This is a genomic window from Aneurinibacillus sp. XH2 (assembly GCF_001439585.2).
Classification (GTDB): Bacteria; Bacillota; Bacilli; order Aneurinibacillales; family Aneurinibacillaceae; genus Aneurinibacillus; species Aneurinibacillus thermoaerophilus.
On the sequence record NZ_CP014140.1, the window covers coordinates 1,162,501 to 1,185,876 of the forward strand.

19 protein-coding genes, 2 pseudogenes and 1 riboswitch (1 of these 22 only partly in view) are annotated in these 23,376 nt (G+C 40.0%); of the genes and pseudogenes, 17 read left to right on the forward strand and 4 right to left on the reverse strand.

Annotation, left to right across the window (positions count from 1 at the left end):
* A protein-coding gene (locus ACH33_RS05665) for a polysaccharide deacetylase family protein (protein ID WP_057898123.1) crosses the window boundary here: on the forward strand, window positions 1-381 show its 3' portion. The gene continues 360 nt to the left of window position 1, outside the view; 381 of the gene's 741 nt are visible here — the last part of the coding sequence; its start codon lies off the left edge, out of view; it ends in the stop codon at window positions 379-381.
* A gap of 37 nt (window positions 382-418) precedes the next feature.
* Here ACH33_RS05665 and ACH33_RS05670 read toward each other — a convergent pair.
* Window positions 419-1,867, reverse strand: a pseudogene (locus ACH33_RS05670) (oligosaccharide flippase family protein); the annotation flags it as partial.
* Window positions 1,868-2,419: 552 nt separating this feature from the next.
* Between ACH33_RS05670 and ACH33_RS05675 the strand changes: the two are divergent.
* Window positions 2,420-3,853: an anion permease gene (locus tag ACH33_RS05675; RefSeq protein ID WP_236781974.1), complete on the forward strand. Its 1,434-nt coding sequence runs from the start codon at window positions 2,420-2,422 to the stop codon at window positions 3,851-3,853.
* Window positions 3,854-4,175: 322 nt separating this feature from the next.
* Here the strand turns inward: ACH33_RS05675 and ACH33_RS05680 are convergent, their stop codons facing one another.
* On the reverse strand, window positions 4,176-4,928 hold the full coding sequence (locus ACH33_RS05680) for an arylamine N-acetyltransferase family protein (RefSeq protein ID WP_082705918.1): 753 nt from the start codon (window positions 4,926-4,928) through the stop codon (window positions 4,176-4,178).
* A gap of 332 nt (window positions 4,929-5,260) precedes the next feature.
* Window positions 5,261-5,387, forward strand: a riboswitch (cyclic di-AMP (ydaO/yuaA leader).
* 20 nt (window positions 5,388-5,407) lie between these two features.
* Between ACH33_RS05680 and ACH33_RS05685 the strand changes: the two genes are divergently transcribed.
* On the forward strand, window positions 5,408-5,977 hold the full coding sequence (locus ACH33_RS05685; protein ID WP_162265001.1) for a C40 family peptidase: 570 nt from the start codon (window positions 5,408-5,410) through the stop codon (window positions 5,975-5,977).
* Window positions 5,978-6,303: 326 nt separating this feature from the next.
* Here the strand turns inward: ACH33_RS05685 and ACH33_RS05690 are convergent, their stop codons facing one another.
* Entirely contained in the window at window positions 6,304-6,927 is a 624-nt protein-coding gene (locus ACH33_RS05690; RefSeq protein ID WP_057898126.1) for an SHOCT domain-containing protein, read from the reverse strand.
* Window positions 6,928-7,159: 232 nt separating this feature from the next.
* Between ACH33_RS05690 and ACH33_RS05695 the strand changes: the two genes are divergently transcribed.
* The 7 genes from ACH33_RS05695 (at window position 7,160) to bioF (ending at window position 13,832) form a co-directional block, all read left to right on the forward strand.
* The gene (locus tag ACH33_RS05695) at window positions 7,160-7,495 is read left to right on the forward strand and encodes a DUF3870 domain-containing protein (RefSeq protein WP_057898127.1); all 336 of its coding nucleotides are present in this window, start codon (window positions 7,160-7,162) and stop codon (window positions 7,493-7,495) included.
* Between the two features lie 238 nt (window positions 7,496-7,733).
* On the forward strand, window positions 7,734-8,780 hold the full coding sequence (locus tag ACH33_RS05700; RefSeq protein ID WP_057898128.1) for an LLM class flavin-dependent oxidoreductase: 1,047 nt from the start codon (window positions 7,734-7,736) through the stop codon (window positions 8,778-8,780).
* Between the two features lie 149 nt (window positions 8,781-8,929).
* Window positions 8,930-10,288 (forward strand): MFS transporter, encoded by a 1,359-nt coding sequence (locus tag ACH33_RS05705; protein WP_082705920.1) that lies wholly within the window; start codon window positions 8,930-8,932, stop codon window positions 10,286-10,288.
* A gap of 360 nt (window positions 10,289-10,648) precedes the next feature.
* On the forward strand, window positions 10,649-11,059 hold the full coding sequence (locus tag ACH33_RS05710; RefSeq protein ID WP_057898129.1) for a YjdF family protein: 411 nt from the start codon (window positions 10,649-10,651) through the stop codon (window positions 11,057-11,059).
* Between the two features lie 381 nt (window positions 11,060-11,440).
* A complete protein-coding gene (locus ACH33_RS05715; protein ID WP_057898130.1) occupies window positions 11,441-11,935 on the forward strand; it encodes a hypothetical protein in 495 nt (164 codons plus the stop codon).
* Window positions 11,913-12,671, forward strand: a complete 759-nt coding sequence (locus ACH33_RS05720) for a 6-carboxyhexanoate--CoA ligase (protein ID WP_057898131.1) — start codon at window positions 11,913-11,915, stop codon at window positions 12,669-12,671. Before ACH33_RS05715 ends, ACH33_RS05720 begins: the two co-directional genes overlap by 23 nt.
* Before the next feature lie 9 nt (window positions 12,672-12,680).
* The gene (gene bioF, locus ACH33_RS05725; RefSeq protein WP_236781975.1) at window positions 12,681-13,832 is read left to right on the forward strand and encodes an 8-amino-7-oxononanoate synthase; all 1,152 of its coding nucleotides are present in this window, start codon (window positions 12,681-12,683) and stop codon (window positions 13,830-13,832) included.
* A gap of 8 nt (window positions 13,833-13,840) precedes the next feature.
* Here bioF and ACH33_RS19655 read toward each other — a convergent pair whose 3' ends face one another.
* Complete coding sequence (locus ACH33_RS19655) at window positions 13,841-14,017, reverse strand: hypothetical protein (protein ID WP_162265002.1); 177 nt, start codon at window positions 14,015-14,017, stop codon at window positions 13,841-13,843.
* Window positions 14,018-14,117: 100 nt separating this feature from the next.
* Between ACH33_RS19655 and ACH33_RS05730 the strand changes: the two genes are divergently transcribed.
* The 7 genes and pseudogenes from ACH33_RS05730 to ACH33_RS05755 all read left to right on the forward strand — a co-directional run bounded on the left by ACH33_RS05730 (window position 14,118) and on the right by ACH33_RS05755 (window position 23,329).
* On the forward strand, window positions 14,118-15,443 hold the full coding sequence (locus tag ACH33_RS05730; RefSeq protein WP_057898133.1) for a short-chain fatty acid transporter: 1,326 nt from the start codon (window positions 14,118-14,120) through the stop codon (window positions 15,441-15,443).
* 314 nt (window positions 15,444-15,757) lie between these two features.
* A pseudogene (locus ACH33_RS20045) lies at window positions 15,758-15,926 on the forward strand (amidohydrolase family protein); the annotation flags it as partial.
* Between the two features lie 171 nt (window positions 15,927-16,097).
* Window positions 16,098-17,306: a helix-turn-helix domain-containing protein gene (locus tag ACH33_RS05735; RefSeq protein ID WP_057898134.1), complete on the forward strand. Its 1,209-nt coding sequence runs from the start codon at window positions 16,098-16,100 to the stop codon at window positions 17,304-17,306.
* 164 nt (window positions 17,307-17,470) lie between these two features.
* Window positions 17,471-18,439: an agmatinase family protein gene (locus ACH33_RS05740; RefSeq protein ID WP_057898135.1), complete on the forward strand. Its 969-nt coding sequence runs from the start codon at window positions 17,471-17,473 to the stop codon at window positions 18,437-18,439.
* Between the two features lie 25 nt (window positions 18,440-18,464).
* The gene (hutU, locus tag ACH33_RS05745) at window positions 18,465-20,129 is read left to right on the forward strand and encodes a urocanate hydratase (RefSeq protein WP_057898136.1); all 1,665 of its coding nucleotides are present in this window, start codon (window positions 18,465-18,467) and stop codon (window positions 20,127-20,129) included.
* 73 nt (window positions 20,130-20,202) lie between these two features.
* Window positions 20,203-21,483 (forward strand): imidazolonepropionase, encoded by a 1,281-nt coding sequence (hutI, locus tag ACH33_RS05750; protein ID WP_057898137.1) that lies wholly within the window; start codon window positions 20,203-20,205, stop codon window positions 21,481-21,483.
* A 421-nt stretch (window positions 21,484-21,904) separates the two neighbouring features.
* Window positions 21,905-23,329 (forward strand): sodium:solute symporter family protein, encoded by a 1,425-nt coding sequence (locus ACH33_RS05755; protein WP_057898138.1) that lies wholly within the window; start codon window positions 21,905-21,907, stop codon window positions 23,327-23,329.
* The last annotated feature ends 47 nt before the right edge of the window (window positions 23,330-23,376 follow it).

A 23,376-nucleotide genomic window follows, 5' to 3' on the forward strand; every position in this document is an offset into this window, starting at 1 on the left:
AAAAAGGAAATTGAAGATACAGACAGTATTATTTATGCTATCACCGGAGTGTCCCCTACTTTTTTTCGTCCACCAGGCGGAGTATATAACGAAAAGGTTGTTGAAGCCGCAAAGCAGGGAAATCATCTGTTGGTGATGTGGTCATGGACACAAGACACGAAAGATTGGAAAAACCCGGGCATTCAAAAAATCGTGGACAAAGTCTGCAAAAACGCAAAGCCAGGCAATATCGTTTTATTTCATGACGCAGGAGGAAATCGAACGCAAACGGTGCAGGCTCTGGATATCATTTTAAACAAATTATCAAAAGAAGGATACACGTTTGTAACAGTTTCCCAACTACTCGCTTACAAAGACAGGAATGTAGATTCCACGAAATAGAAAAAATGCATGACAGCACACGTTCTGATCAAGGACATTATAAAAACAGTTTCATTTTGTTTGTTTTTACAAAACGTAAAATGGTGTAAATCGTTATCCCAATATAAAATGCTGCCATTTCCGCAGCTTCTTGTAAGTATCCGGGTGCATGTATAAGATACATTTCACTTAAATGATGCAGAAGTTGAAAATAACCTATTCCGATTAAAAGCAACCTAATCGTTTCTTTTGCTATGGAGAAAGATAGGGACATTTCTTTATTCTGCTTTCTTACCATTCTGAAGTTCCAAGTCATTGCAATATATTCCAATGACAATATGCTAATTATTACACCTTCGTAGCCAAAGCCAGGAATGCCCACAAGAGCGTAACTGAGCAATATCGAACAAACGGTGCCGGCAACAAGTCCTATCATCGGTTCTTTTTTTTTATCTTGCGCCCATAAAACGGTTGTGGTTATCTCCCTTATTCCCGTAATCAGAGGAATAAGGGAAAGATAACGAATAGCTCCTCCTACAGAAGAGTTGCCAAACAAAAGCATCCCGAGTTCATACCCATAAAAAAATAAGAATAAAGATGAGCTCAGCCCCCACATCCATGTTAGTTGGATTGCTAACCGAATACGTCTGAAAACTGCCGCGCTTTGTTTCTCTTTCCACTCTTCTGCAATTTTGGATACCAGCGTATGAGATAAGGCGTCTGTAACTAAAGTTGGAAGGTACACGATTATGGTTGCCATTCCGGAAATCTCTCCAAAGATTCTGGTAGCTTGTGATATGCTTAGCCCAGCATCCTGTAGCCGATGCGGAATAATAAGCGCATCCAGAAATTCGGATAATGGTACAATCAGGCGGGTAACCAAAATAGCCATGGCCATTTTCAAATAACATGATATATCAGGTAGTATAGTAAGCCTCTGCGACCCAAAATTTTCCTCGCTTCCATATGTTTGCCAAACACGGAATCGAAACATGACAAGCAAAAATACCAACGCGCTTGCGGCCCCCGTAAACGCACCAAATACCGCTCCTCCTACAGCAAAGTCATTTCCATATCCTATCCAAAGCGTCGTAAGCGCCAGCATGGTGACCACACGAGTGATCTGTTCCACCACTTCCGAAGCGGCAATAGAACCATAATGTTCCACCCCTTGCAGAAATCCTCTCATCAAACTAAGGAGTGGGACAATGAATAATGCCGGTGCGATATATTGGATGGGCACAGTAAGATGACTGTCTCCCATAAAATCAGCGATGGCCGGTGCAAGCATATACGATGCGCTGCCGATAGCTGCCCCGATAATCATTAAAAGAAACGTGGTTGCTTTTAAAAGAACTTTTCCCTGTTTTTGATTCTTTGCCGTCATAAAAGCAAGAGCGGTCGGAAAGCCTCCAGAAATAAAGGTGAGGAGAAAACCATAATAAGAATAGGCGATCTGGTACAATCCTACTCCTTCTGCTCCTACTATCATATGAAGACAGGCTAAGAAGTGATATGGACAAACATTTGTTTTTACTTAGACGAACTTTTTTAGCAATCATAACTGGTGCTTTAATTGATATTTACCTCATGCAGATATTAAATGGGAAAAGCTAGCCTGCATTGGTTAGCTTTTTTATATAAAGTGGGATTATAGAATATTTTAATGATTTAAAAAAGAAATGAAACTTTAATGATTAGAAATTATGTTAATTAGTCAAAGAAGAATTTTTTAGGGGTGAGTGAAGGTGCACATTATTTCAGCAGTCATCCAAACGGTCAGTGGAGTTTTTTTTGAAGAAAATTCCATATGAAAACTCGCGGCTTCAATCGTGGGATGAAAGATGATTGCTCTGCCATCCATTTGCTACAATATGTTCAATGATTTGTCAATATATAGAATGGTTTTAACTTAATATAGTATCCCATTCCGCCGTTATATTAATTTAGGAATAAATAAAATATGAAAGGGGTTAGATAATGAATTGTAAATATGTTCATGAATGAAGATGAACATATACCAAGAAAATGTTGATTTGTAAAATAGGAGGAAAAAATTGTGGGAAAGAACATTGCAGACAAAACATCAGGGGAAATTAAATTTATTCCTTTGGCCATAATTATCGCCATCGGTTTAATTATCTGGTTTATCACACCGCCGGAAGGGATAAAACCTGATGCGTGGCATTTACTTGCTATTTTTGTAGCAACCATCGTTGGTTTTATTATTAAACCGATGCCGATGGGAAGTCTTTCTATCATTGCTATTACTATGACAGTTATAACAGATATAGTACCTCTTAAAACTGCACTATCAGGATTTGGTAATGGTACCATTTGGATCATTGTATGTGCAATTATTATTTCTCGCGGTGTTACAAAAACGGGATTAGGTTCTCGTATTGCTTATATATTTGTGAATAAATTCGGAAAGAAAACACTAGGTCTTTCATATGCGCTGGCGTTCACTGACCTTATACTTTCTCCAGCCATGCCCAGTAACTCTGCTCGTGCAGGTGGTATCGTATTTCCGATTATTTCCGCTTTGGCTCATTCATTTCATTCAAAACCTGAAGACGGGACAGAGCGGAAAATCGGCTCGTTTTTGATAAAGACTGCATTTCAGGTCAACGTAGTGACATCCGCTATGTTTATGACGGCGATGGCAGCTAATCCACTTATTGTATCAATGGCTAAAGAAGCCGGCATACAAATCAGTTGGAGTGGTTGGATGCTCGCAGCTATTGTCCCTGGTCTCATTAGCTTACTTATTATTCCTTGGTTCATCTACAAGATTTATCCGCCAGAAATTAAAGAAACACCAAACGCGGCAAAATTTGCGATAGAAAAATTAAAAGAAATGGGGCCGATGAGCAAAGCAGAAAAGAGAATGGTTTTTGTATTTGTAACGGTCTTAGGGTTGTGGATTTTTGGTGAAAAGATTGGCGTGGATGCTACTACAGCTGCGCTTGTCGGTGTGTCTTTACTTCTTCTTACTCAAGTATTAACCTGGACAGATGTTAAAGGTGAGAAGATGGCATGGGATACACTTGTATGGTTTGCCGCACTTGTTATGATGGCAGGGCAACTAAATAATCTTGGGTTAATCTCTTGGTTTAGTAAGGAAATTCAGGGATTAGTATCAGGTATGTCTCCAATGGTAGCCTTGTTAGTATTAGGTATGGCTTATTTTTATAGTCACTATTTATTTGCTAGTGCAACTGCACATGTAAGTGCAATGTATGCTGCATTTCTTGCGGTATCTCTTACTGTAGGAGCACCGGGAATGTTTACGGCATTAATGCTCGCGTTTTTCAGTAATCTGTTTGGTTCTATAACTCATTACGGTTTTGGTCCAGCCCCCATTCTCTTTGGTCCTGGTTATGTATCAGAGGGAAAATGGTGGGCTATAGGATTAGCCATCTCAATTATTAATATTATTATTTGGCTAGGAGTTGGCTCCCTTTGGTGGAAACTACTTGGTTTATGGTAGATAGAGTCTTAAAGAAAAATCTCGCTATCTAAATGGGTGGCGGGATTCGTTGCTACAGGTCTTCCAGAAACAACCCGTTTGTATGATTTACAACACACTTGTGCCACATAATTTTCACCAAAAATAACCTGGCCTTGCGCCGGGTTATTTTTGGTGGCTACTAAATGAAAGTGGAGCCATGTTTGCCATCATGGAGCATGAAAATTATCCTCCCCCTGGATGCTTTAATTTCTATGTAGATGATGTTGATACACTTTGAGAACAGGTGAGAGATAAGGGAGAAGTAGTGGAAGAATTATTTTCCACTGCATATGGAATCAGGTTATAATATTATTCCGAATCGCTGCTTCAAGATTTCGTTTCTTTCTTCGGAAGACAAAATCATCCGTTTAGTTTTTATGGAGTTAATTGTCTCGATTAGTGAATCACCCGAAATAGTGATTCGACCATTAGGTGTAGCAAGAGAACAGATAAGTTTTTTCGTGAAATGAGACTCCGAAGAAGTTTGCTGGTACTGATTCATTTCATAAAACTCGTCAAGTTTACGAGGTTTTTTCGTGAATTTAAATTCTGTAATCCATTCATTCTGCACTAATTTCTGGAAACATAAGGTCTCGGAATTTGACTCACTCGTGATACGGTACGAACCACTGACATCGGTGACAATGTCTCCCGAAAGCTGAAGAGGGCTACGCACGGAATCACCAAACCCGACATCGACGATATAGTCTTTTTCGAGGTGTACTAAAAGAGCCATGTGGTCGAACTCAGGGCCATATGTACCATCACCGTGATGAACCCGGCCAGAAACCAGTGACACAGAGAAACCCACATTTTGTAGAAGCCAACCTAACAGTCCGTTCAATTCATAACAATATCCTCCTCGTTTACTTACAACAATTTTTTGGTAAATTGCTTCAAGGTTTATTTCAATAGGACGGGAGTTTATGATGTCCAAGTTTTCAAACGGGACGGACAGCATGTGACGCATTTGAATGAATTGAAGCGACTGGTAATCGGCGTGAATGTCTTCAATATCAACACCAATACGTTTGAGGTACTCGCGTACGTTCAATCAAATCTCCTCCTATGCTTAACAACTTTTCACGTTGTGTATCTGCCATCCAGAAAATATCACCTCTATAAGTATATGATACACACTTTATTCCCTCAAGAAAATTGATTTGTGTTGATAAAAAATTTTACTACATATATGAAGCGAAAGCAGGAGCAGAGCTTGATTTTATCAAAAATTAGGAAGATCTTCGGTTCTTTTTATTTTTGGGCAAGTCTAATATATTAACTTAATGTGCATATACCGGGACTCATTATTGTCGGAAATACATGGGGACACACCCATCCCTTTACTAATGTACCGCTCGTCTTTATACGGTAAGGTAAGAAAGGATTCAATGAATGCCTAGTCCATCAATTGGAACGGGGGAATCATTTTATGGGGTGAAATCGTGTATACGATCGGGCACCTTTCAACCGAACCCGTCAGCTAACCTCGGAGGCATGGGAAAGGGAGAGTGTAATAATTTGTTAAAACGCATGATTACTATTGCAGGAATGACTGGGGTTTTGCTTACCGGAATGAGTAACTTGGTACCTCAACAAGCTCAAGCACAGCAAGTTGAATCACAGCAAGGCGAAGCATATACATGGCCTCACCAGGTGAGCACCAAACAACAGACAGATCCATTTACAAACAATAGGCCAACGCAAAGTGCTAATTTAACTACTGGGTCAGCAACAGGACTTCAGATCGCTAATTATGCCAAACAGTTTATCGGTATACCGTATGTACATGGAGGAAGATCCCCGCAAACCGGATTCGATTGTTCAGGATTTACTTCATATGTGTACAAGCATTTCGGCATCTCGATATCAACTGGTCCTATCGGACAACTGAAACAAGGCTACCAAGTAAGCAAATCCGATATGCAGCCTGGTGATATTGTCTTTTTCCATTCGGGATCACGTAGCGGCTATCACGAAGGAATATATATCGGAAACAATCAGATGATTCATGCACCTGCTCCAGGTAGAGGTGTACAAATCACCGATCTAAGTTCGTCATGGTGCCAAAGCCACTTTGCACAGGTACGCAGATACTTTTAGTTTATAAATCACTTTTCTTTAAAAGAGAGAGCACTGAAAAACGATTGCATTTTCTGTGAACTGAGTGTTGCTGGATTATTTCCAGTGGCATTCTTTATTTTTGTTAACTTTAACTATTCACTTTGTTAACATACGGATTCATTTATAACGAATGGTTAAACTCATAAATGTTTCCTTAGTGACATAAAGCTAGGGGATTTAATTGCTTATTAGGAAATACAAGAAAAAGCACCCATCTTCCGCTTTACGGAAAAAAGTCGGGTACTTTTTCGGTGCTCTCCCGTTTAGGTGGAGGGGCTTTAGATTCTTAGGTTTCAATGGATGGATTAACGCATAAAGCCAATTGTCTTTTCTTCATTTTTCTTAGATTGTATTAACTCTTTCTTTATTTCATTAAATTCTTCTTCCGAGATTATATTTTGTTCTTTAAGCTGTGATAGCCTAAATATTTCTGCGGAAATAGAAGAAGGTTCTAAATTATGATAGTGAATATGGTTGTAGTATTTTTGATTAATATATTTCTCTTTTGCTTGCTGTAATTCTTTTATGAAATCATGTACTTTTTCTGACGAAGGAATATTTTCAAAAAAGACAATGTCTGTTTTATGATCAGATAAAGAAGTATAAGTATTATAATTAAACCAAAACATTATCCAAAAAAAACATGAGATAGGTGAATAAAAAGTCAAAGAGTCTAGCGCTTCTGCTTTATCAGTGTTAGAACTTGCAAACAAATAGTCCCATGCCATCATGGCACTTATTAACGTAAAAATGATAGCTGCAATAAAGGATTTTTTAGGGAATACCGAGAAAGATACCTGATTTTCAGGAATATCTTCGAATTTAATAAGTTTGTCATGCTTAAAGAAAAAGCGTTTATAACCATATAATAGTCCATTTTCAGTGATTTTAAAGGTACGTATAACAAACTTGCTTTTTTGTACTAACATTGTGTATTCACCGCCCATAATATCAAAAGTTACTTTAATAGTAATTATAAAGGAAATCAAATCCTTAATAAACAAAATATAGTATAAATTCTGGAGGAAGGGGATTTCTCGCGTGCCATGGTAAAATAATATTAATAGTAGAATCGCCATGATAAAAGAATTACATATTTTTCAACTATGATGATGGGCATAGATAAAATTATTGTGTAAGGGTGAGGTGTAAATATTCAAAATGGAAATAAGGGACAGTTTTGTCTTAGTGGCCGGATTTGCTCAGCTCCCTAAAGGGACTCCAATTTTTGAAGTGCAAAAATCAATCGGGTGTATTCTTGTTATTGATACAGAAACAGATATTATCGTAGACTGTACTTTTACTTTTATTCGAGATATTACTAATGACTTTATTTCGGCGCTACTTCGTGGAAAATCTATTACACGAGACATCGATGAAATTATTAATACAGTCGAACGCAGATTTATCGTTCCGCCAAAAAAAGCCGTCATACAGGCCATTCTTTCAGGGTATAACCGATATATTGAATTAGATAAAGAAAATGTAAAAAATTAATTAAAACAAAGATGTAAGGGATTGCAATTTACAGAAAATTTTTATATAATTTATTTAAAGTATAATCTTTATATTTACGTTGTTAACTGGGCGATTTGCCGAGGACGGGGCATGAACCCAGTCTCAATAAAGCAAATTGGTAGCCAGTAGAAACGAAGGTTCTGGAAACGATAGGTTTCTTATGGACTTTAGTTGCTACTGGCTTTTATTTTTACAATAAAACGAGAGGAGAATCATTATGGAATTTGGTTTATTCACAGTATTTGACAACTACAAAAAAATGTTCAATCGTACCCCTGAACAATTTTTTCATGAAGTCTTAGAACAAACAGAATATGCAGACCAATTGGGTTACAATTCAGTATGGTTTGCCGAACATCATTTTAGTGAATACGGAATTTTAACCACTCCGCAAATTTTACTCGCTGTAGCGGCACAGCGAACAAAAAATATTCGCCTTGGTATTTCTATAGTTACTTTGCCATTCAAAAATCCTATTCAAGTAGCCGAAGATTACGCTTTATTAGATGTATTGAGCAATGGTCGAATAAATTTGGGGTTTGGGAGCGGCTATCTTCCTCACGAATTTGCCGGATTCAACGTCGATCCCGCTGATAAGGCGCTTCGATTCAATGATGCTCTAGCTGTTATTGAAAAAGCTTGGACTGGGGAAAAATTTTCCCATTCAGGAGACTATTATCAATTTTCTAACATTAAATTAGAGGTACTGCCAAAACAGAAAAAAGTGCCGATTTGGATCGGTACACTAAGCCGCAGGGGGGCAGAATTTGTCGCTAAAATGGGATATAACATTATGGGAGTCCCTTATGTCGCCAGTAACTCTTTATCAGAGTTAAAAGAGATAATTGATAACTATAAAGAAGCATATCATCAGGCCGGACATGACGAAAGTGAAATAAATATTCCTTTAGCAGTTCACACGTTTGTAGCCGAAACACGCGAAGAAGCGGAACGAGTGTCTAAAAAACATGTAAATCTGTATTTAGATACCCGCCAGTATGGAAGAAACGCTACATTTGAAGATCTTGAAAAACGCGAACATTTACTCATTGGCACCCCTGAAGATGTCATAAACAGACTCAGGAAATATCAAGAAGCTGGCTGTGACCATATTATGATGCTCATGAACTTTGGAGGGCTGCCACATAAAGAAGTGTTGAAATCTATAGAAATAGTGGCTAAAGAAGTGATGCCTGCGTTTAAAAATGATACCATCAAACGAAAAAGTGTTGTAACGGAAAATAGTCACATAGTTACTTCTTAATTTTAAAAGCAAAGGGGTATCATCTGGAACACAAATTGGTTTGATGCTCACTTCATATCTTGAAAAAGTCGGCAGTATCATTTGCATACCAAAAATGATATTATTGACTGTTTTAAATTTATAGACCTGATCTGAGGAGGATGGGAGATATGAGTGAACAATTCATAGGCACGAATCAAATCGAGTTAAAGAAAAATGCAAACGCAATAGATATACGAAACAATACTGTACCAGCCAAATTAACATATCTTGTCTTGGCCATCTGTTTCTTCGGAATTATGGCAGAAGGCTATGATTTAGGAATTTACGGCGCTGTTCTTCCTAAGTTATTGGAAAGCAAAGAATGGGGGATTACACCTGCACAAGCGGGGGCGATTGGTAGCTACGCCCTTATTGGAATGTTAGTTGGAGCTATAGCGGTAGGTACAATTACGGATTTAATTGGACGAAAATGGACATTTATATGGAGTATCGCTCTGTTCTCGATTACTATGGCTTTATCAGCAATAGCAACATCCGCAGAAATGTTTGGTGTCTTTCGTTTCATTGGAGGAATTGGTCTCGGCGGAATTATCCCAACAGCATCGGCGTTAACGATCGAATATTCTTCTAAGCATCGTCGATCCTTAAATTATGCAATAATGTTTTCAGGATATGCTATAGGAACTGTCATCGCTGTATTATTGTCACTAGTATTACTTACAGCATTCGGTTGGAGAATTTTGTTTTGGATAGGGGCTATACCTATTTTGGCCGTTCCGTTTATTATCCGGTACTTGCCTGAATCAGTAAGTTTCTTGCTTTCACATCGTCGTGTCCAAGAAGCCGAAGATATTTGTAAGCGTTACCAGATGGATTTCTCTGAAGAGTATACAAATAATGATTCTGAAAAGCAAAATTATAAGAGCCTTATGTATGGGTTATCAACTTTGTTTTCCAAAAAATTTGCAAGGACTACGATATTATTTTGGATTACTTATGTAATGAGCTTTTACTTAATTTATGGATTAAATACATGGTTGCCGCAAATCATGCGTCAATTAGGCCACTCGCTTGGTTCAAGTCTATCATTCTTGCTTACGCTCAATCTTACTGCGGCGATAGGGGTCATTTTAGGCGGTGCAATAGCTGACAAATGGGGGTCAAAGAAGGTTATAGGTCTCTCTTATTTCCTGGCTGCTTTAGGAATGTGGTTTGTTACCATAACTAAATCTGAAATACTGGTATATTGTTGTATTGGTATAACAGGGATTGGTACAATAGCAAATACGCAATTATTGCATGCTTATCTTTCGAAATACTTTCCTGCCACTGTAAGAGGTACAGGATTAGGATGGGGGCTTGGTGTCGGTCGAATTGGTGCCATATCCGGACCGATATTGATTGGCCTGTTTATATCCATGGGATTTAATGAATTATTTAGCTTTTATACGTTCGTTGTCGCCGGAATTATAGCTACAATAGCAATATTCTTCATATCTAACCGTCATCATAACGAGATTATATAAAATGAAATGAGCGTAATTAAAATCCATTCTTTGATCGGTGGCTTTTTTCACCAGACGAGTGCTAAGAAAAATTAAAACTTTTGTTATTCTATAAGATAATTTATGCGTTTTTTGGGTCAACCCAAGGTTGGAGGTGAAATGATGGCAGGAGTTGTGTTGAGCTTCTCATTCATGAACGAACGGGCAAAATGGTTGAAGACATATAGGATATGTAATATAATAAACAATGGAACGTAAAAACACGGTCTGGTTGGTAGTCCAGGCGCATTGGTGATTTGGATTTACATATCATCAATGTCAGTAATCTTCCCCCCTCGGGATGTCCATCGTTCCAGCTATGAGTTTAGAGGGGGAATTAAGATGAAGTTTACTGTTTATTTTAACGGTCAGTTTTGGGTAGGTATTGTTGAAGAGATTCATGATGGAAAATTAAGAGCAGGTAGGTATGTATTTGGTCCAGAGCCACGAGACCAAGAAGTATTTGAATTTGTGAACAGAAGATTATTGGACTTTATTAATGGGTTGTCGGAAGAAGTCGCTATCGAAAACCATGAAGTTAGAAAGATTAACCCGAAACGTTTAGCAAGACAAATTTCTCGGGAAATTAAAACGAAAGGGATATCGACTTACGCTCAAGCGGCACTCCAGTTAGAGTACGAAAAAAGAAAAAAAGAGAAACAAATCCTTAGTCGAAACAGACGGAAAGAAATCAAAGAATATAAGAGGGAAGTTAAACTTAAAAAAGCAAAAGAAAAACGTCGTGGAAGATAGTGTTGATGGGGATTTTCCTATCGCCATCAGGCTAACAAAATAAAAATCCAAGGGATTTTATGGCCTAGCAGAAACTTTGGACATACCAAAGAGCCTTTAGCGGGCCTTATTTTTTTATTTATACAACGCTACAATGACTCGTTATATAAGGATAGACAACACCAAAAATAAAGTGGCGTTTGCTTTTTTAAGGTAAAAAGAATAGATGGTAATCTGCAACACCTTCTTATGACTGCTCAAACATTACGTATAATGATAAAGTTTATTGTATTTTCGCTTCAATATTGTGAACCATGATTGACGTTTAGCATACGTATGTGGTTAAATACATCTTAAATGTTAACTAATTTTATAAATAGGTTTACAAAATAGGAGGGAGAGATGAAAAAAAGAACAAAAGAAATTACGTTGCTGGCTTTGTTAACGAGCATTATCGCCATTACGGGTGCGTTTAAAATTCCTTTGGGCATTCCAGGGGCTGAGTTTCAGCTTTCCGCTCCGATTGCGGTTGCCATTGCCGCCGTGTTCGGATTTCAGCGCTACATTATTGCCGGTGTGTTGGCAAGTGTCATTATGTTTTTATTGGGAATGCACAATCTTTTAAATGTAGAAATTTCGATGGTATTTCGACTGGTGGCGGGTGGGATGGTAGCTTTACTGGGCCCCTCTTTACCTGTCCTTCTTATAGCGGGACCGATTGGATCGGCGGCTGCTCGCTGGGTGTTAGCGCTGACACTAGACGTTCCGGCTATTCCTTTGCTTGTGGCTGCCTTGCCTGGCATGATATTTACGGCTCTTACCGTCTGGCCCATAACGAAAATATTGCGAAAGGCGGAAGAAGGTGTATTGTTCAATGGTAAACGAACCTCTGTATAGTTTGCGCATGCGTGCGGCGGAAGGAAGAGCGCATGAGGATGGGGGACTTCATATTTCTGGTGGAGAGCGGTTGAGCACGAGAGAGGAGCTGGAAGAAGCGGTCAGCGCACTGCTGCGTAAAGCTCTTCATCATAGCCGCGGAACGGCAGATTTTATCAACATTGCTATTGAAAAGGTAGCACAAGAAGAAATACCGGTGCTTGCTCCGCTTCCCATTTCTACATATTGCACAACGAGCGTGCAAGCAGGGAGAAAGCAGGCTGCGGATTTACTTCGCCAGTCTTCCGTATCGGATGCGGCCATTGAAAGAGGATTTGAAATCTTAACATCCAGCTACAATTTGCGGGGAGCGGTATTGTTAGATAGCCAGAGCGGAGAACGTATGGATACGAGAGGGACAAAAGGTGTACGGGTTTCCCGCATGGATTGGGAGAGAATGTCCCATGCGATCTGGAAAAAACGGCAACCCTTGTTAGAATCTGTCCGTGTTTCGGAAGCGGTAGCCCTGGCGACCAAGGTCGCTTCCGCCGCAGGGACGGTCGCTGAACTTTGCTGGTCTGATGACCCTGAATATAGTACCGGTTATGTTAGCAGTCCGACGAAAGGCTATTGCCGTATTTTCCATTTAAAAGAAGAGGGAGAGTTATCGGGCGGCCGTATTTTTTTCGTTACAGCCGAGACAAACATTGCAGACTACATTGAATACCTGGAAAAAATGCCGGTTTGGATTGGATGAGGGGGAAACATGATGGATGGGTTTGAACGTTCACTTCTCGATTCCTTATCTGCAAAGAAAGAAAAAGGGTTGCTGCGAACATTGCACCCGATCGATTGGAAGCAAGAGAAGAGTGTGTTCTCTTCCAATAATTATTTGGGGCTTGCGCGCGATGAACGATTGAAAAAGGCGGCCATACAAGCGATTGAAACATACGGAACAGGAAGCGGAGGGGCGCGGCTGACGACAGGAAATTTTTTGCTTCATGAAAGGCTGGAAGCTAGCCTTGCTTCATTTAAACAAAAAGAGAGCGCCATTGTTTTTAGCAGCGGATACCTGGCCAATCTGGGCGTTATTTCTGCGCTGATGGGGCCGGGTGATGTTATTTTTAGCGATGAGCTGAATCATGCAAGCATTATTGACGGCTGTCGCTTAAGCAAAGCGCGAATAGTGGTATATCGCCATGCCGATATGGACGATTTACGAAATAAAATTCGTTCCGCACAGGAGACGAAGAAGCTTATCGTCACCGATGGGGTATTTAGTATGGATGGGGATATTGCGCCTTTGCCCGACATTGTGGAAGTAGCGCAAACGCATGGCGCATGGGTTATGGTGGATGACGCGCACGCAACCGGCGTGCTGGGAGAAACAGGGGCCGGTACGGCCGAATATTTTGGCGTAAGCGATCGCATTCAACTTCTGATGGGCACATTAAGCAAGTCTGTCGGAGCAGAAGGGGGATATGTAGCCGCTTCACGGACAGTGGTGGATTATTTGCGCAATCATGCCCGGTCGTTTATTTTTCAGACATCCCTTTCACCGGGTGTTGTCGCTTCTGCCCTGGAGGGAATCCGCATTATCCGGGAGGAACCGGAACGAAGACGCCGTTTGCTGAAAAATGCCCGGCTTTTACGTGATGGTCTCACGAAACTGGGATTTACTTTAGTAGAAGGTATTACGCCAATTGTTGCGGTGATGATTGGCGAAGCGGAAAAGGCGGTGCGTTTTTCCGCACGCCTAGAAGAAGAAGGAGTGTTTGCTCCTGCTATACGCCCGCCGACGGTACCGCAAGGCTCCAGCCGAATTCGAGTAACGTTGATGGCTACGCATACGCAATCGGAGATTCATCAGGTACTTACTTGTTTTGAAAAGGTAGGAAAAGCAATGAGGATAATATAAAAAACTATTCAAATTGAGGCGGAAACATCGAGGTAAGAGGACTTCTTCTGGCCTTTGCCTAGCGCAAACCAAAGAGCTGTTGATGTCAGAATTTCAACAGCTCTTTTATTTTTTGTTTTCTCATAGGCGTTGGGCGGAGATGGCAACGTTTGATAATGTTTAGAATCTATTTGTAATTTATACATAGTGTATAAATTAATAACATATTTTTATAAATACATCACAATGATTTTCTCATTGCAGACTGATATCTTTTAGTAAAATATACTACCAAGGAGGACAGAGATGCTAGTAAAAATAGCGGATATATTTTCAAAAGTGGTTAGACGCTATCTTCCTGATGCTTTTGTCATTGCAATACTTATGACATTGTTTGTATTTATTATTGCCATTCTTATGAACTTGTCTGATCCTATGACTATTTTTAAAGCTTGGGGAGATGGTTTTTGGAAGTATCTAGCCTTTACCATGCAAATGGTTCTTGTACTGATGACAGGTATGGTGCTTGCTTCCGTTCCATTTATTAATAAGGCATTACAGAAAGTCGCAAGCATTCCTAAGACGCCTACACAGGCATATGTTATGACATTCATTATTTCTGCTATATCTTATTACATTAACTGGGGACTCGCGGTAGTAGTAGGGGCGATTTTTGCAAAAGAGGTAGCGAAAAGAAATGAAAAAGCGCATTTTCCACTGCTGGTGGCTTCTGCTTATTCCCCTACTGCTTTATATGCTGCTGGATTGTCGAGCTCGATTGGGTTAACCATTGCCACACCGGATCATTTTTTAGCTAAGATCATGGGAGTTGTTCCGACATCGGAGACTATTTTTCACCCTGGAACAATCATCATTTTTCTAGCTCTGTTTATTACGATGCCGATTGTTATCGCTTTCATGGCTCCGAAAACGAATATTATTAGTTATAAACCGTTGCAAAAAAATACGGTAGCTACAACCGAAACGGCTGCAACGATAGAACAGCCTTTAACACCGGCAGAAAAATTAGAGATGAATCCGTGGTTAGGAACAATCATGGGAGCATGTGGTTTTGTATATGTTGTTTATAAGTTTTTTGAAGGGCTAGATTTGAATCTTGATATTATTAATCTTACTTTTTTGAGTGCTGGTTTATTTTTTCATCGATCATTGGGGCGGTTTGCAGCAGCGTTTAAAGAAGCTGCGACTTCTATTTCCTCCATCATTCTTCAGTTTCCCTTCTACGCTGGAATTATCGCCATTCTTACTAGTTCAGGAATGGGGGAAGCGATTATTAATTGGATGAGTTCGGTGGCAAGTAAAGATACATTTACTATATTTACGTATTGGACAGCTGGTTTGGTTAATCTTTTTGCCCCTTCGGGTGGTGGGCAATGGGCCCTACAAGGACCACTTCAGATACCTGCAGGAATGCAATTAGGAGTAGAACCTGGAAAGATTGCGATGGCTGTTGCATGGGGAGACGCTTGGACTAATTTAATTCAGCCATTCTGGGCATTACCAATACTCGGGGTTGTTGGATTAAGTATTCGCGATATTATGGGGTATTGTGTTTTACTTAGTATATGGGTAGGAGTTGTGACCAGCATTCTTATTATGTTTGTGTACTAAATACGAAAATTTTCATTTTATTTTTAAAGCATCTCCTAGAACGAGGGATGCTTTTTGTTTTATCTTTTTCGCTGATTATCCGGCTTACTTACGCCAAATCCTTTACATTGCTATTTGTTTGGATAATAATTTAGTAATGTAATTTTTATGATTTCCCTTTTTTTACTTTATCCAGGAAATATAGAAATAAACTTTGATCATAATATAAAAACATATGTTTGATAGGAAGTGGAATGAGTATTCTGATTAAAAATGCAATCATTTTACTTATGACGGAAGAAATGCCGTCAACTTTTACAAGGAATATTTTGATTTCGTTTTATGATGATCTTAGATTAATGGACTGGCCGGAAAAGAAAATGTGCTGAAGATCGAATGACAGTAGAAGATATTTACTGAGGCTTATTACTTGGCATTGCAGAAATGATCAAATCAGGTACGACTACTTATGCGGATATGTATATACATATGGATCATATTGCAAATACAGCGTAAACTTTCGGAATAGGAGGGATAATTATGAAAAAATTTCTGGTTGCAATCATTAGTTTATTGGTTGTTATATCACTCTTTTTATTTATTTTACTCCTCATTATGATAAGTGTAGTAAACGGAATACAATTTCGTTCGGCATAATTTTAAGGAGAAAGGAAGATGAAACAAAATCCTGCCGAAGCAGCTTTTTCCCATCTATTGCTTTCTGGAACGTTTGTACATGAAGCGTCTTTTTCTGAGATGCAGCAAACGTATGGAATCTATATTCACCCTCATCTAGTTATGGCTATTTCTATTGATCGCTATCCAGATTTATCCATAGAGAAACCTTTAAACTGGAGGATAGAGATCGGTCAAAGGTTAGTAGAAGCAATATATAAGGCGGTAACCATTCCCTTTGTATGGGTTTGGATTGAGGAAGGTGTACTGGCATTACTTTTGGAATTTACATCAGAACATCGGATAACAAAGGACTTGAATGAAGAAACTCTTCAGATTGCAAAAAAAATACAAAAATCAGCAGATGAAATGCCTGTTTCTGTCTCCATTGGAATTGGAACTTATTATGACGATCCTTATATGCTTCAGCATTCTTATAAGGAAGCCAGAAAATCGATGATTAACCGGTTTTTCCAAGGGAATCGAATGATTTTTCAATTTGAAAAGGAGAAAAATAGAGAAGAGTCAGGGCAAAATTATTTTTCTCTTAAAGAGAAAATAGAGAAAGAGAGAATAGAGCTATTAGCGCGGGTGCGGATTGGAGATGTAGATGGGACTGTTCCCATCTTACAAATTATATTGGAAGGATTAGCAGAGGCCAATAAGTTTAATGTGAACATGTTCAAGTCTGAAGTGGTGGACTTAGTCATGATGATTTCCAGATTGGTTTTGGAGGCAGGATTCAGTGCTGAGACGATTCTGTCGGAAAATGCCCATTTTATCCAAGATTTATATCAAACCATTCGGTATGACAAGTTTATTAAAAAAGTATGTGAGTATGTACGCTGGTTAACAGAGCAGGTAGCATTAACCCAAACATTGGAGGTCTCTCCGGTGATTCGGCAAGCGATTCGATATATGAAAGAAAATCTTCGAAAAAAGATCTCTTTAGAAGACATAGCACAATATTGTTGCTTGAGTAAGTACCATTTGAGTCATTTGTTTAAGAAAGAGATAGGGGTAAGTGTTATTGATTTTTTAAATAAAATTAGAATCGAAAAAGCAATATATTACTTAGAAACAACAGATTTGTCTATCCAGCAAATCGCAGACAAAGTTGGATTTCCAGATGCGAATTACTTTAGTCGAACGTTTAAAAAATACACCCAGCATAGTCCTACAAAATATCGTTCAGCAAGATTGTGCTAAATTCACACAAGTTATGCTAGATAAAATGAAAAGGCTTTCTAGTAAGATAAAGACATCATTTAAATACGGAAAATAATTATTATTCTAAATAATATAATAAGTTGAGTGGGGGCCTAAAAACTGTTGATTTTAAATATAAGGGATATAGGAGAGGGGAAATCTAATTGAAAAAAATTGATTTACTCAACCCGCCTGAGATTATTCGTCGTTCCAACTGGCGTGATCGTTTTGAGACAAAGGTTTCTCAATGGTTAACTCCATGGGATGGAGAGGAACCGATAGATATTGGCTTTATTGGAATTCCTTTGTCCAAAACATCGATAAGTATTTCAGGAGCTTCGATGACTCCAAACGCGTTGCGTGAATTATTTGCAAATGTAACGACATATAGTATAGATCATGATGTTGATTTACAGGAGTTACAGGCACGTGATATGGGCGATATTCAGATGCATGTGACTGATTTACAGCGCTGCCACGCAAATATTGAACAGGGACTAACCAATGTATACGAAGCATTGCCCGATTTGTTTCCTATCATTACAGGTGGTGATCACTCGATTACATGCCCCTCAGTCAAAGCCTTTAAGAAAAGGTTTTCTGGAAAAGTGGGGATTGTTCAAATTGATTCCCACATGGATGTAAGAAATTTGGAGGATGGCGGGCCCTCCAATGGTACACCCATTCGAGGATTAATTGAATCAGGGACAGTGGATGGTCGCCATATCGCTCAAATTGGGATTCATAGCTTCGCAAATTCTAAGCCTTATCGGGAATACGCTTTATCAAAGGGGATTACACAATTTACAGCACGTCAAGTTTTTCAAGAAGGAATTGAACCTTTAGTAGAAAAAGCGATGGAAGTGGCAGGAAATGGAACGGATGCGATTTATGTAACGGTAGATATGGATGTTTTGGATCAAGCGTATGCACCTGGAGTACCAGCGATGGTACCGGCGGGAATGACATCCTGGCAGTTGTTTGACGCTGTATTCATGCTAGGTCAGAATCCAAAAGTAAAAGGATTCGATATCGTTTGTGTAGATCCTATGCAGGATCCACGCAGAGCTACCGTTAGAACAACATTATATGTGATATTAAGTTTTCTTGCTGGATATATGAAACGAAGCTAAAAACATAATGAAAGGGGAAGGGAATATGAAAAAGGTATCAGGACGTACAATTCGCGCCCCTCGTGGGACAAAGCTGAATGCAAAAGGATGGCAACAAGAAGCTGTCCTTCGGATGTTAATGAACAATCTTGATCCGGAGGTAGCCGAACGTCCGGAGGATCTTGTAGTATATGGCGGGATCGGAAAAGCCGCTCGAAATTGGGAGTGTTTTGATAAAATTGTCGAATGCTTAATGGATTTAGAAGCTGACGAAACATTGCTTGTGCAATCAGGTAAACCGGTTGGAATTTTTAAAACGCATACACAGGCACCGCGCGTACTTATCTCGAACTCTGTTTTAGTTCCGGCTTTTGCGAATTGGGATACGTTCCATGAATTGGACAAAAAAGGACTTATGATGTATGGACAGATGACAGCTGGAAGCTGGATTTACATTGGAACACAGGGAATTTTACAAGGAACATATGAAACATTTGCAGAAGCAGCCCGCCAGCATTCAGGTGGAACACTGAAAGGAACATTAACACTAACGGCAGGGCTCGGTGGAATGGGTGGGGCACAGCCGCTAGCCGTTACGATGAACGAAGGAGTTGTTATTGGCGTTGATGTAGATCCTACACGTATCCAACGTCGTATTGATACACGTTACTGTGATGTAATGGTTTATGATTTGGATGAAGCCTTGAAGCTGGCTCAGGACGCACAGACGAAAGGCCAGCCTCTTGCTATCGGATTGGTTGGCAATGCAGCTGAAATTTTCCCAGAATTCGTAAAACGAAGAATTATTCCTGATTTTGTGACAGATCAAACGTCTGCACATGACCCGCTGAATGGGTACGTTCCTGCTGGATACTCACTTGAAGCTGCGGCGGAATTACGTAAAAATGATCCGGAAGAGTATGTAAAGCTTTCGAAAAAATCAATGGCAACTCACGTACAGGCTATGCTTGATCTTCAAAAAATGGGGTCTGTAGTATTTGACTATGGTAATAATATCCGTCAGGTAGCTCTGGACGAAGGTGTAAAGGATGCTTTCGATTTTCCGGGGTTCGTTCCTGCCTATATTCGTCCTCTCTTCTGTGAAGGCAAAGGACCGTTTCGCTGGGCTGCACTATCTGGAGATCCGGAGGACATTTATAAAACAGATGAACTCGTATTAAAACTTTTCCCTGAAAATGAGCATCTGCGCCGTTGGATTACAATGGCTAAAGAAAAAGTTGCGTTCCAGGGATTGCCTGCACGCATCTGCTGGTTAGGATATGGTGAGCGTGTAAAAATGGGTCTGGCCATTAATGAAATGGTTCGTAATGGGGAAATTTCTGCTCCGATTGTTATTGGCCGTGACCATCTTGACTGTGGTTCTGTTGCATCACCGAATCGTGAAACGGAAGCGATGAAGGATGGAAGTGATGTAGTAGGTGACTGGGCAATTTTAAATGCTCTTGTAAATACAGCTTCAGGCGCAAGCTGGGTATCTGTTCACCATGGTGGTGGGGTAGGAATGGGATATTCTCTTCATGCAGGTATGGTTGTTGTAGCAGACGGCTCTAAGGAAGCAGAGGAGAGGCTTTCCCGTGTGCTTAACACAGATCCGGGGATGGGAGTCATTCGCCATGCTGATGCTGGTTATGAACTTGCGATTCAAACAGCTAAGGAGCGCGGTGTTCGCGTACCAATGCTCGGCATCTAAAACAGTGCCATAGTGTAAACGAAAGTTTGCCCGGGGAATTCTTCGGGCACTTGATTTTCATGGGAGGGTAAAAATGGAGAAAAATACAATTGATTTATTGGTTCATAATATTGGCCTGCTGGTAACGATGCAAGGAAAGCAGGAAGCTCGAACAGGTAAAGAGATGTCCAATGTAGGGGCAATTGAAAAGGGGGCTGTAGCGGTTCGAGATGGAAAGATTGTTGCCGTTGGCCGAGAAGAAGAGGTCAGAGCCCAAATCGCAGGATTGGCAATAGAGGAAGAACTGGATGCAAAAGGCAAGTTGGTTACCCCAGGTCTTATTGATCCGCATACCCATTTGGTTCACGGTGGTTCACGTGAACATGAATTAGATTTGAAATTAAAGGGTGTTTCTTATTTGGATATTCTGGCTCAAGGCGGCGGGATTTTAAGTACGGTTCGTGCTACCCGTCAGGCAACAGAAGAAGAACTGTTTACAAAGGCCAAGGGAAGCCTGGATATTATGCTGCTTCATGGAACGACCACTGTGGAAGCAAAAAGTGGATATGGCTTAACTTTAGAAGATGAAATAAAGCAACTGCGCGTGGCAAAAAAGTTGAATGAATCACATCCAGTTGATCTGGTTTCTACGTTTATGGGAGCCCATGCCGTACCTTTGGAATATAAAGAACGACCATCAGGCTATTTAGATGTAGTGATTCAGGAGATGCTTCCAGAGGTTAAACGTCAAGGATTAGCGGAGTTTTGTGATGTATTTTGCGAACATGGCGTATTTACTGTTGAACAATCGCGCCAGATTTTAATTGCTGCCAAAGAATTAGGTTTTGGGATTAAAATTCATGCAGATGAGATTGAGCCAATGGGAGGCGCACAGCTTGCAGGTGAACTTGGATGCATTTCAGCAGAACACTTGCTTGCTGCAAGCGATGAAGGGTTTGAAGCGATGCAGCGGGCGGGCACAGTTGCGGTATGCTTACCTGCCACTTCTTTTAATTTACGATTAAAAAAACATGCGCGGGCACGAACAATGATTGAGATGGGCATACCTGTTGCCTTATCCACAGATTATAACCCTGGTAGCTCACCTACTGAATCTATACAACTGGTTATGACATTAGGATGCCTGAATTTAGGAATGACCCCGGAAGAAGTGATAACGGCTGTCACCATTAATGCCGCCCATGCTATTGGAAAAGCGAATACTATTGGCAGTCTTGAAGCGGGAAAACAAGCAGACCTGGTTATTTTTAATGCTTCTAATCTTGCATATCTTCCGTATCATTTTGGGATTAATCATGTTAATACAGTTATAAAAAATGGAAACATTGTTGTTTTTGACGGGAAGTTATGTTAAAAATCGAGTTGCTTACTAAATTCGGATGAATGAAAAGTGAAACTGGGCAGGTTCTCTGCCCGATTTTTCTTAATTGGTAGCCTTTAGCATAAGAAAATACACAATATCATAAAAAAAGAACACTTATGTGTCTAAATATGACGAGTTAATATTCAGATAAGTAGAAAAAATCACTACGAGTAATTCCAGATATTATATAGTGATTCATACACATGGTTATTTCAGGAGCAGGAGCAGAGTTTTTATCGTAATTGAAAGCGGTATCAGGAAGGGAGAGTATGTACTGTATACTTCTGGAATAAACGCCTGTATGAAAGTGGTAAAGAGGAATACAAATGGAATGTATTACACGTTGTATATAAAAAATTCAGGGGGGAGTTCGTGTTCGCCACGTGAAATTTGCTTTTGAGGGGAGATTTACATGAATGGTATAGATGTATCAGTTATCGTTTTGTATTTACTTATCATCGCATTAGTCGGTGTGTTAGGAGCGAGAAGAGCGAAAACATCAGAGGATTATATTGTGGCGGGTCGGAATTTAAATTTCTCGATGTATTTTGGCTGTATCGCCGCATTAACATTGGGGGGAGCTGCAACAATTGGCACAGCCAAATTAGGGTATCAGTCAGGAATATCCGGCATATGGTTTGTCACCTCGCAAGGGATTGGTCTCATTTTACTTAGCATTTTTCTTGCAAAAAAAATATTTAACTTACGGGTATTGACGATTAGCGAGATGCTAGAAAAACGTTTTAGTGTAGAAGCAAGGCTTATTAGTTCGCTGGTAGCGGCTACGTATACGACGATGCTTACGGTTACACAAATCATTGGAATCGGAAGCGTTCTAAAAGTATGGCTAGGTTGGAATTTTACACTTTCGATTGTAGTAGCGGGTGGCATTGTATTGTTGTACACGGTGCTGGGAGGAATGTGGTCAGTTACAATGACAGACATTGTCCAATTTATCGTCATGAGCATCGGTATTTTCGTGATTATGCTTCCAATGAGTTTATCAAAAGTAGGTGGATTAGCTGGGTTACAGGAGAAGCTGCCATCTACCTATTTTGATCTCAGTGTCATGGGCGGGACGGATGTTTTTAAAAGCTTGTTATTGTATGCGCTCGGTATCGTAGTTGGACAAGACGTGTGGCAGCGAGTGTTTACGGCACGCAGCCTAAAAACATCCCGTTACGGTATGATTGCAGCAGGTGGATACTCGTTTTTGTATGCTATTACGGTTGCATTAATTGGGATGTGCGCATTTGTAGCGCTTCCGGGTTTACAGGATCCACAAAATGCGTTTGCCAGCATGGCGATTCATACGCTTCCGGCTGGGGTGTTAGGGGTTGTGTTGGCTGGTGTGCTTTCTGCTCTCATGTCGACCGCTTCGGGAACGCTTATTGCATCCTCTACTTTGCTAGTAAACGATATTATCGGACGATTTTTTCTGCGGCAAATGAATGAAAAAAAGTTCCTGGTGGTTTCGCGGATTACAACGTTATCAGTCGGTATTTTTGCGATGATTTGTGCCTTATGGATTCAAGATATTTTAGTCGCATTAGACATTGCTTTTGCGGTGCTTTCCGGTGCATTGTTCTTCCCTATTATTCTCGGATTCTTTTGGAAGCGAGTGAGCGCACGCGCTGTGTTTTATTCCATTATGGCGAGCTCCGTGGTCATTTTGGTTAGTTTGGCGTTAGAAGGTACAACATCAATTGTTCCCATTTTGTACGGATTGGCAACAAGCGGCATTACCATTGTGTTATTCTCGTATCTCTTTCCGGACTCAGTAAAAGTTAATATGAATCGGGAAGAAGAAGGTGTATCGCAAACGCAAATAATGTAATCAAGAGAAAGGAGCTGGAGACGAGAAAATCTCCGGCTATTTTTTTG

What these genes read in the sequence shown, in the direction of transcription:
- ACH33_RS05710 (WP_057898129.1), top strand. Translation starts at nt 10,649, where the DNA reads ATGAAGTTTACTGTTTATTTTAACGGTCAGTTTTGGGTAGGTATTGTT.
- ACH33_RS05695 (WP_057898127.1), top strand. Translation starts at nt 7,160, where the DNA reads ATGGAAATAAGGGACAGTTTTGTCTTAGTGGCCGGATTTGCTCAGCTC.
- hutU (WP_057898136.1), top strand. Translation starts at nt 18,465, where the DNA reads ATGAAAAAGGTATCAGGACGTACAATTCGCGCCCCTCGTGGGACAAAG.
- hutI (WP_057898137.1), top strand. Translation starts at nt 20,203, where the DNA reads ATGGAGAAAAATACAATTGATTTATTGGTTCATAATATTGGCCTGCTG.
- ACH33_RS19655 (WP_162265002.1), bottom strand. Translation starts at nt 14,017, where the DNA reads ATGTATAAATTACAAATAGATTCTAAACATTATCAAACGTTGCCATCT.
- ACH33_RS05715 (WP_057898130.1), top strand. Translation starts at nt 11,441, where the DNA reads ATGAAAAAAAGAACAAAAGAAATTACGTTGCTGGCTTTGTTAACGAGC.
- ACH33_RS05685 (WP_162265001.1), top strand. Translation starts at nt 5,408, where the DNA reads ATGATTACTATTGCAGGAATGACTGGGGTTTTGCTTACCGGAATGAGT.
- ACH33_RS05755 (WP_057898138.1), top strand. Translation starts at nt 21,905, where the DNA reads ATGAATGGTATAGATGTATCAGTTATCGTTTTGTATTTACTTATCATC.
- ACH33_RS05705 (WP_082705920.1), top strand. Translation starts at nt 8,930, where the DNA reads ATGAGTGAACAATTCATAGGCACGAATCAAATCGAGTTAAAGAAAAAT.
- ACH33_RS05735 (WP_057898134.1), top strand. Translation starts at nt 16,098, where the DNA reads ATGAAACAAAATCCTGCCGAAGCAGCTTTTTCCCATCTATTGCTTTCT.
- ACH33_RS05700 (WP_057898128.1), top strand. Translation starts at nt 7,734, where the DNA reads ATGGAATTTGGTTTATTCACAGTATTTGACAACTACAAAAAAATGTTC.
- ACH33_RS05720 (WP_057898131.1), top strand. Translation starts at nt 11,913, where the DNA reads ATGGTAAACGAACCTCTGTATAGTTTGCGCATGCGTGCGGCGGAAGGA.
- ACH33_RS05690 (WP_057898126.1), bottom strand. Translation starts at nt 6,927, where the DNA reads ATGTTAGTACAAAAAAGCAAGTTTGTTATACGTACCTTTAAAATCACT.
- ACH33_RS05730 (WP_057898133.1), top strand. Translation starts at nt 14,118, where the DNA reads ATGCTAGTAAAAATAGCGGATATATTTTCAAAAGTGGTTAGACGCTAT.
- bioF (WP_236781975.1), top strand. Translation starts at nt 12,681, where the DNA reads ATGATGGATGGGTTTGAACGTTCACTTCTCGATTCCTTATCTGCAAAG.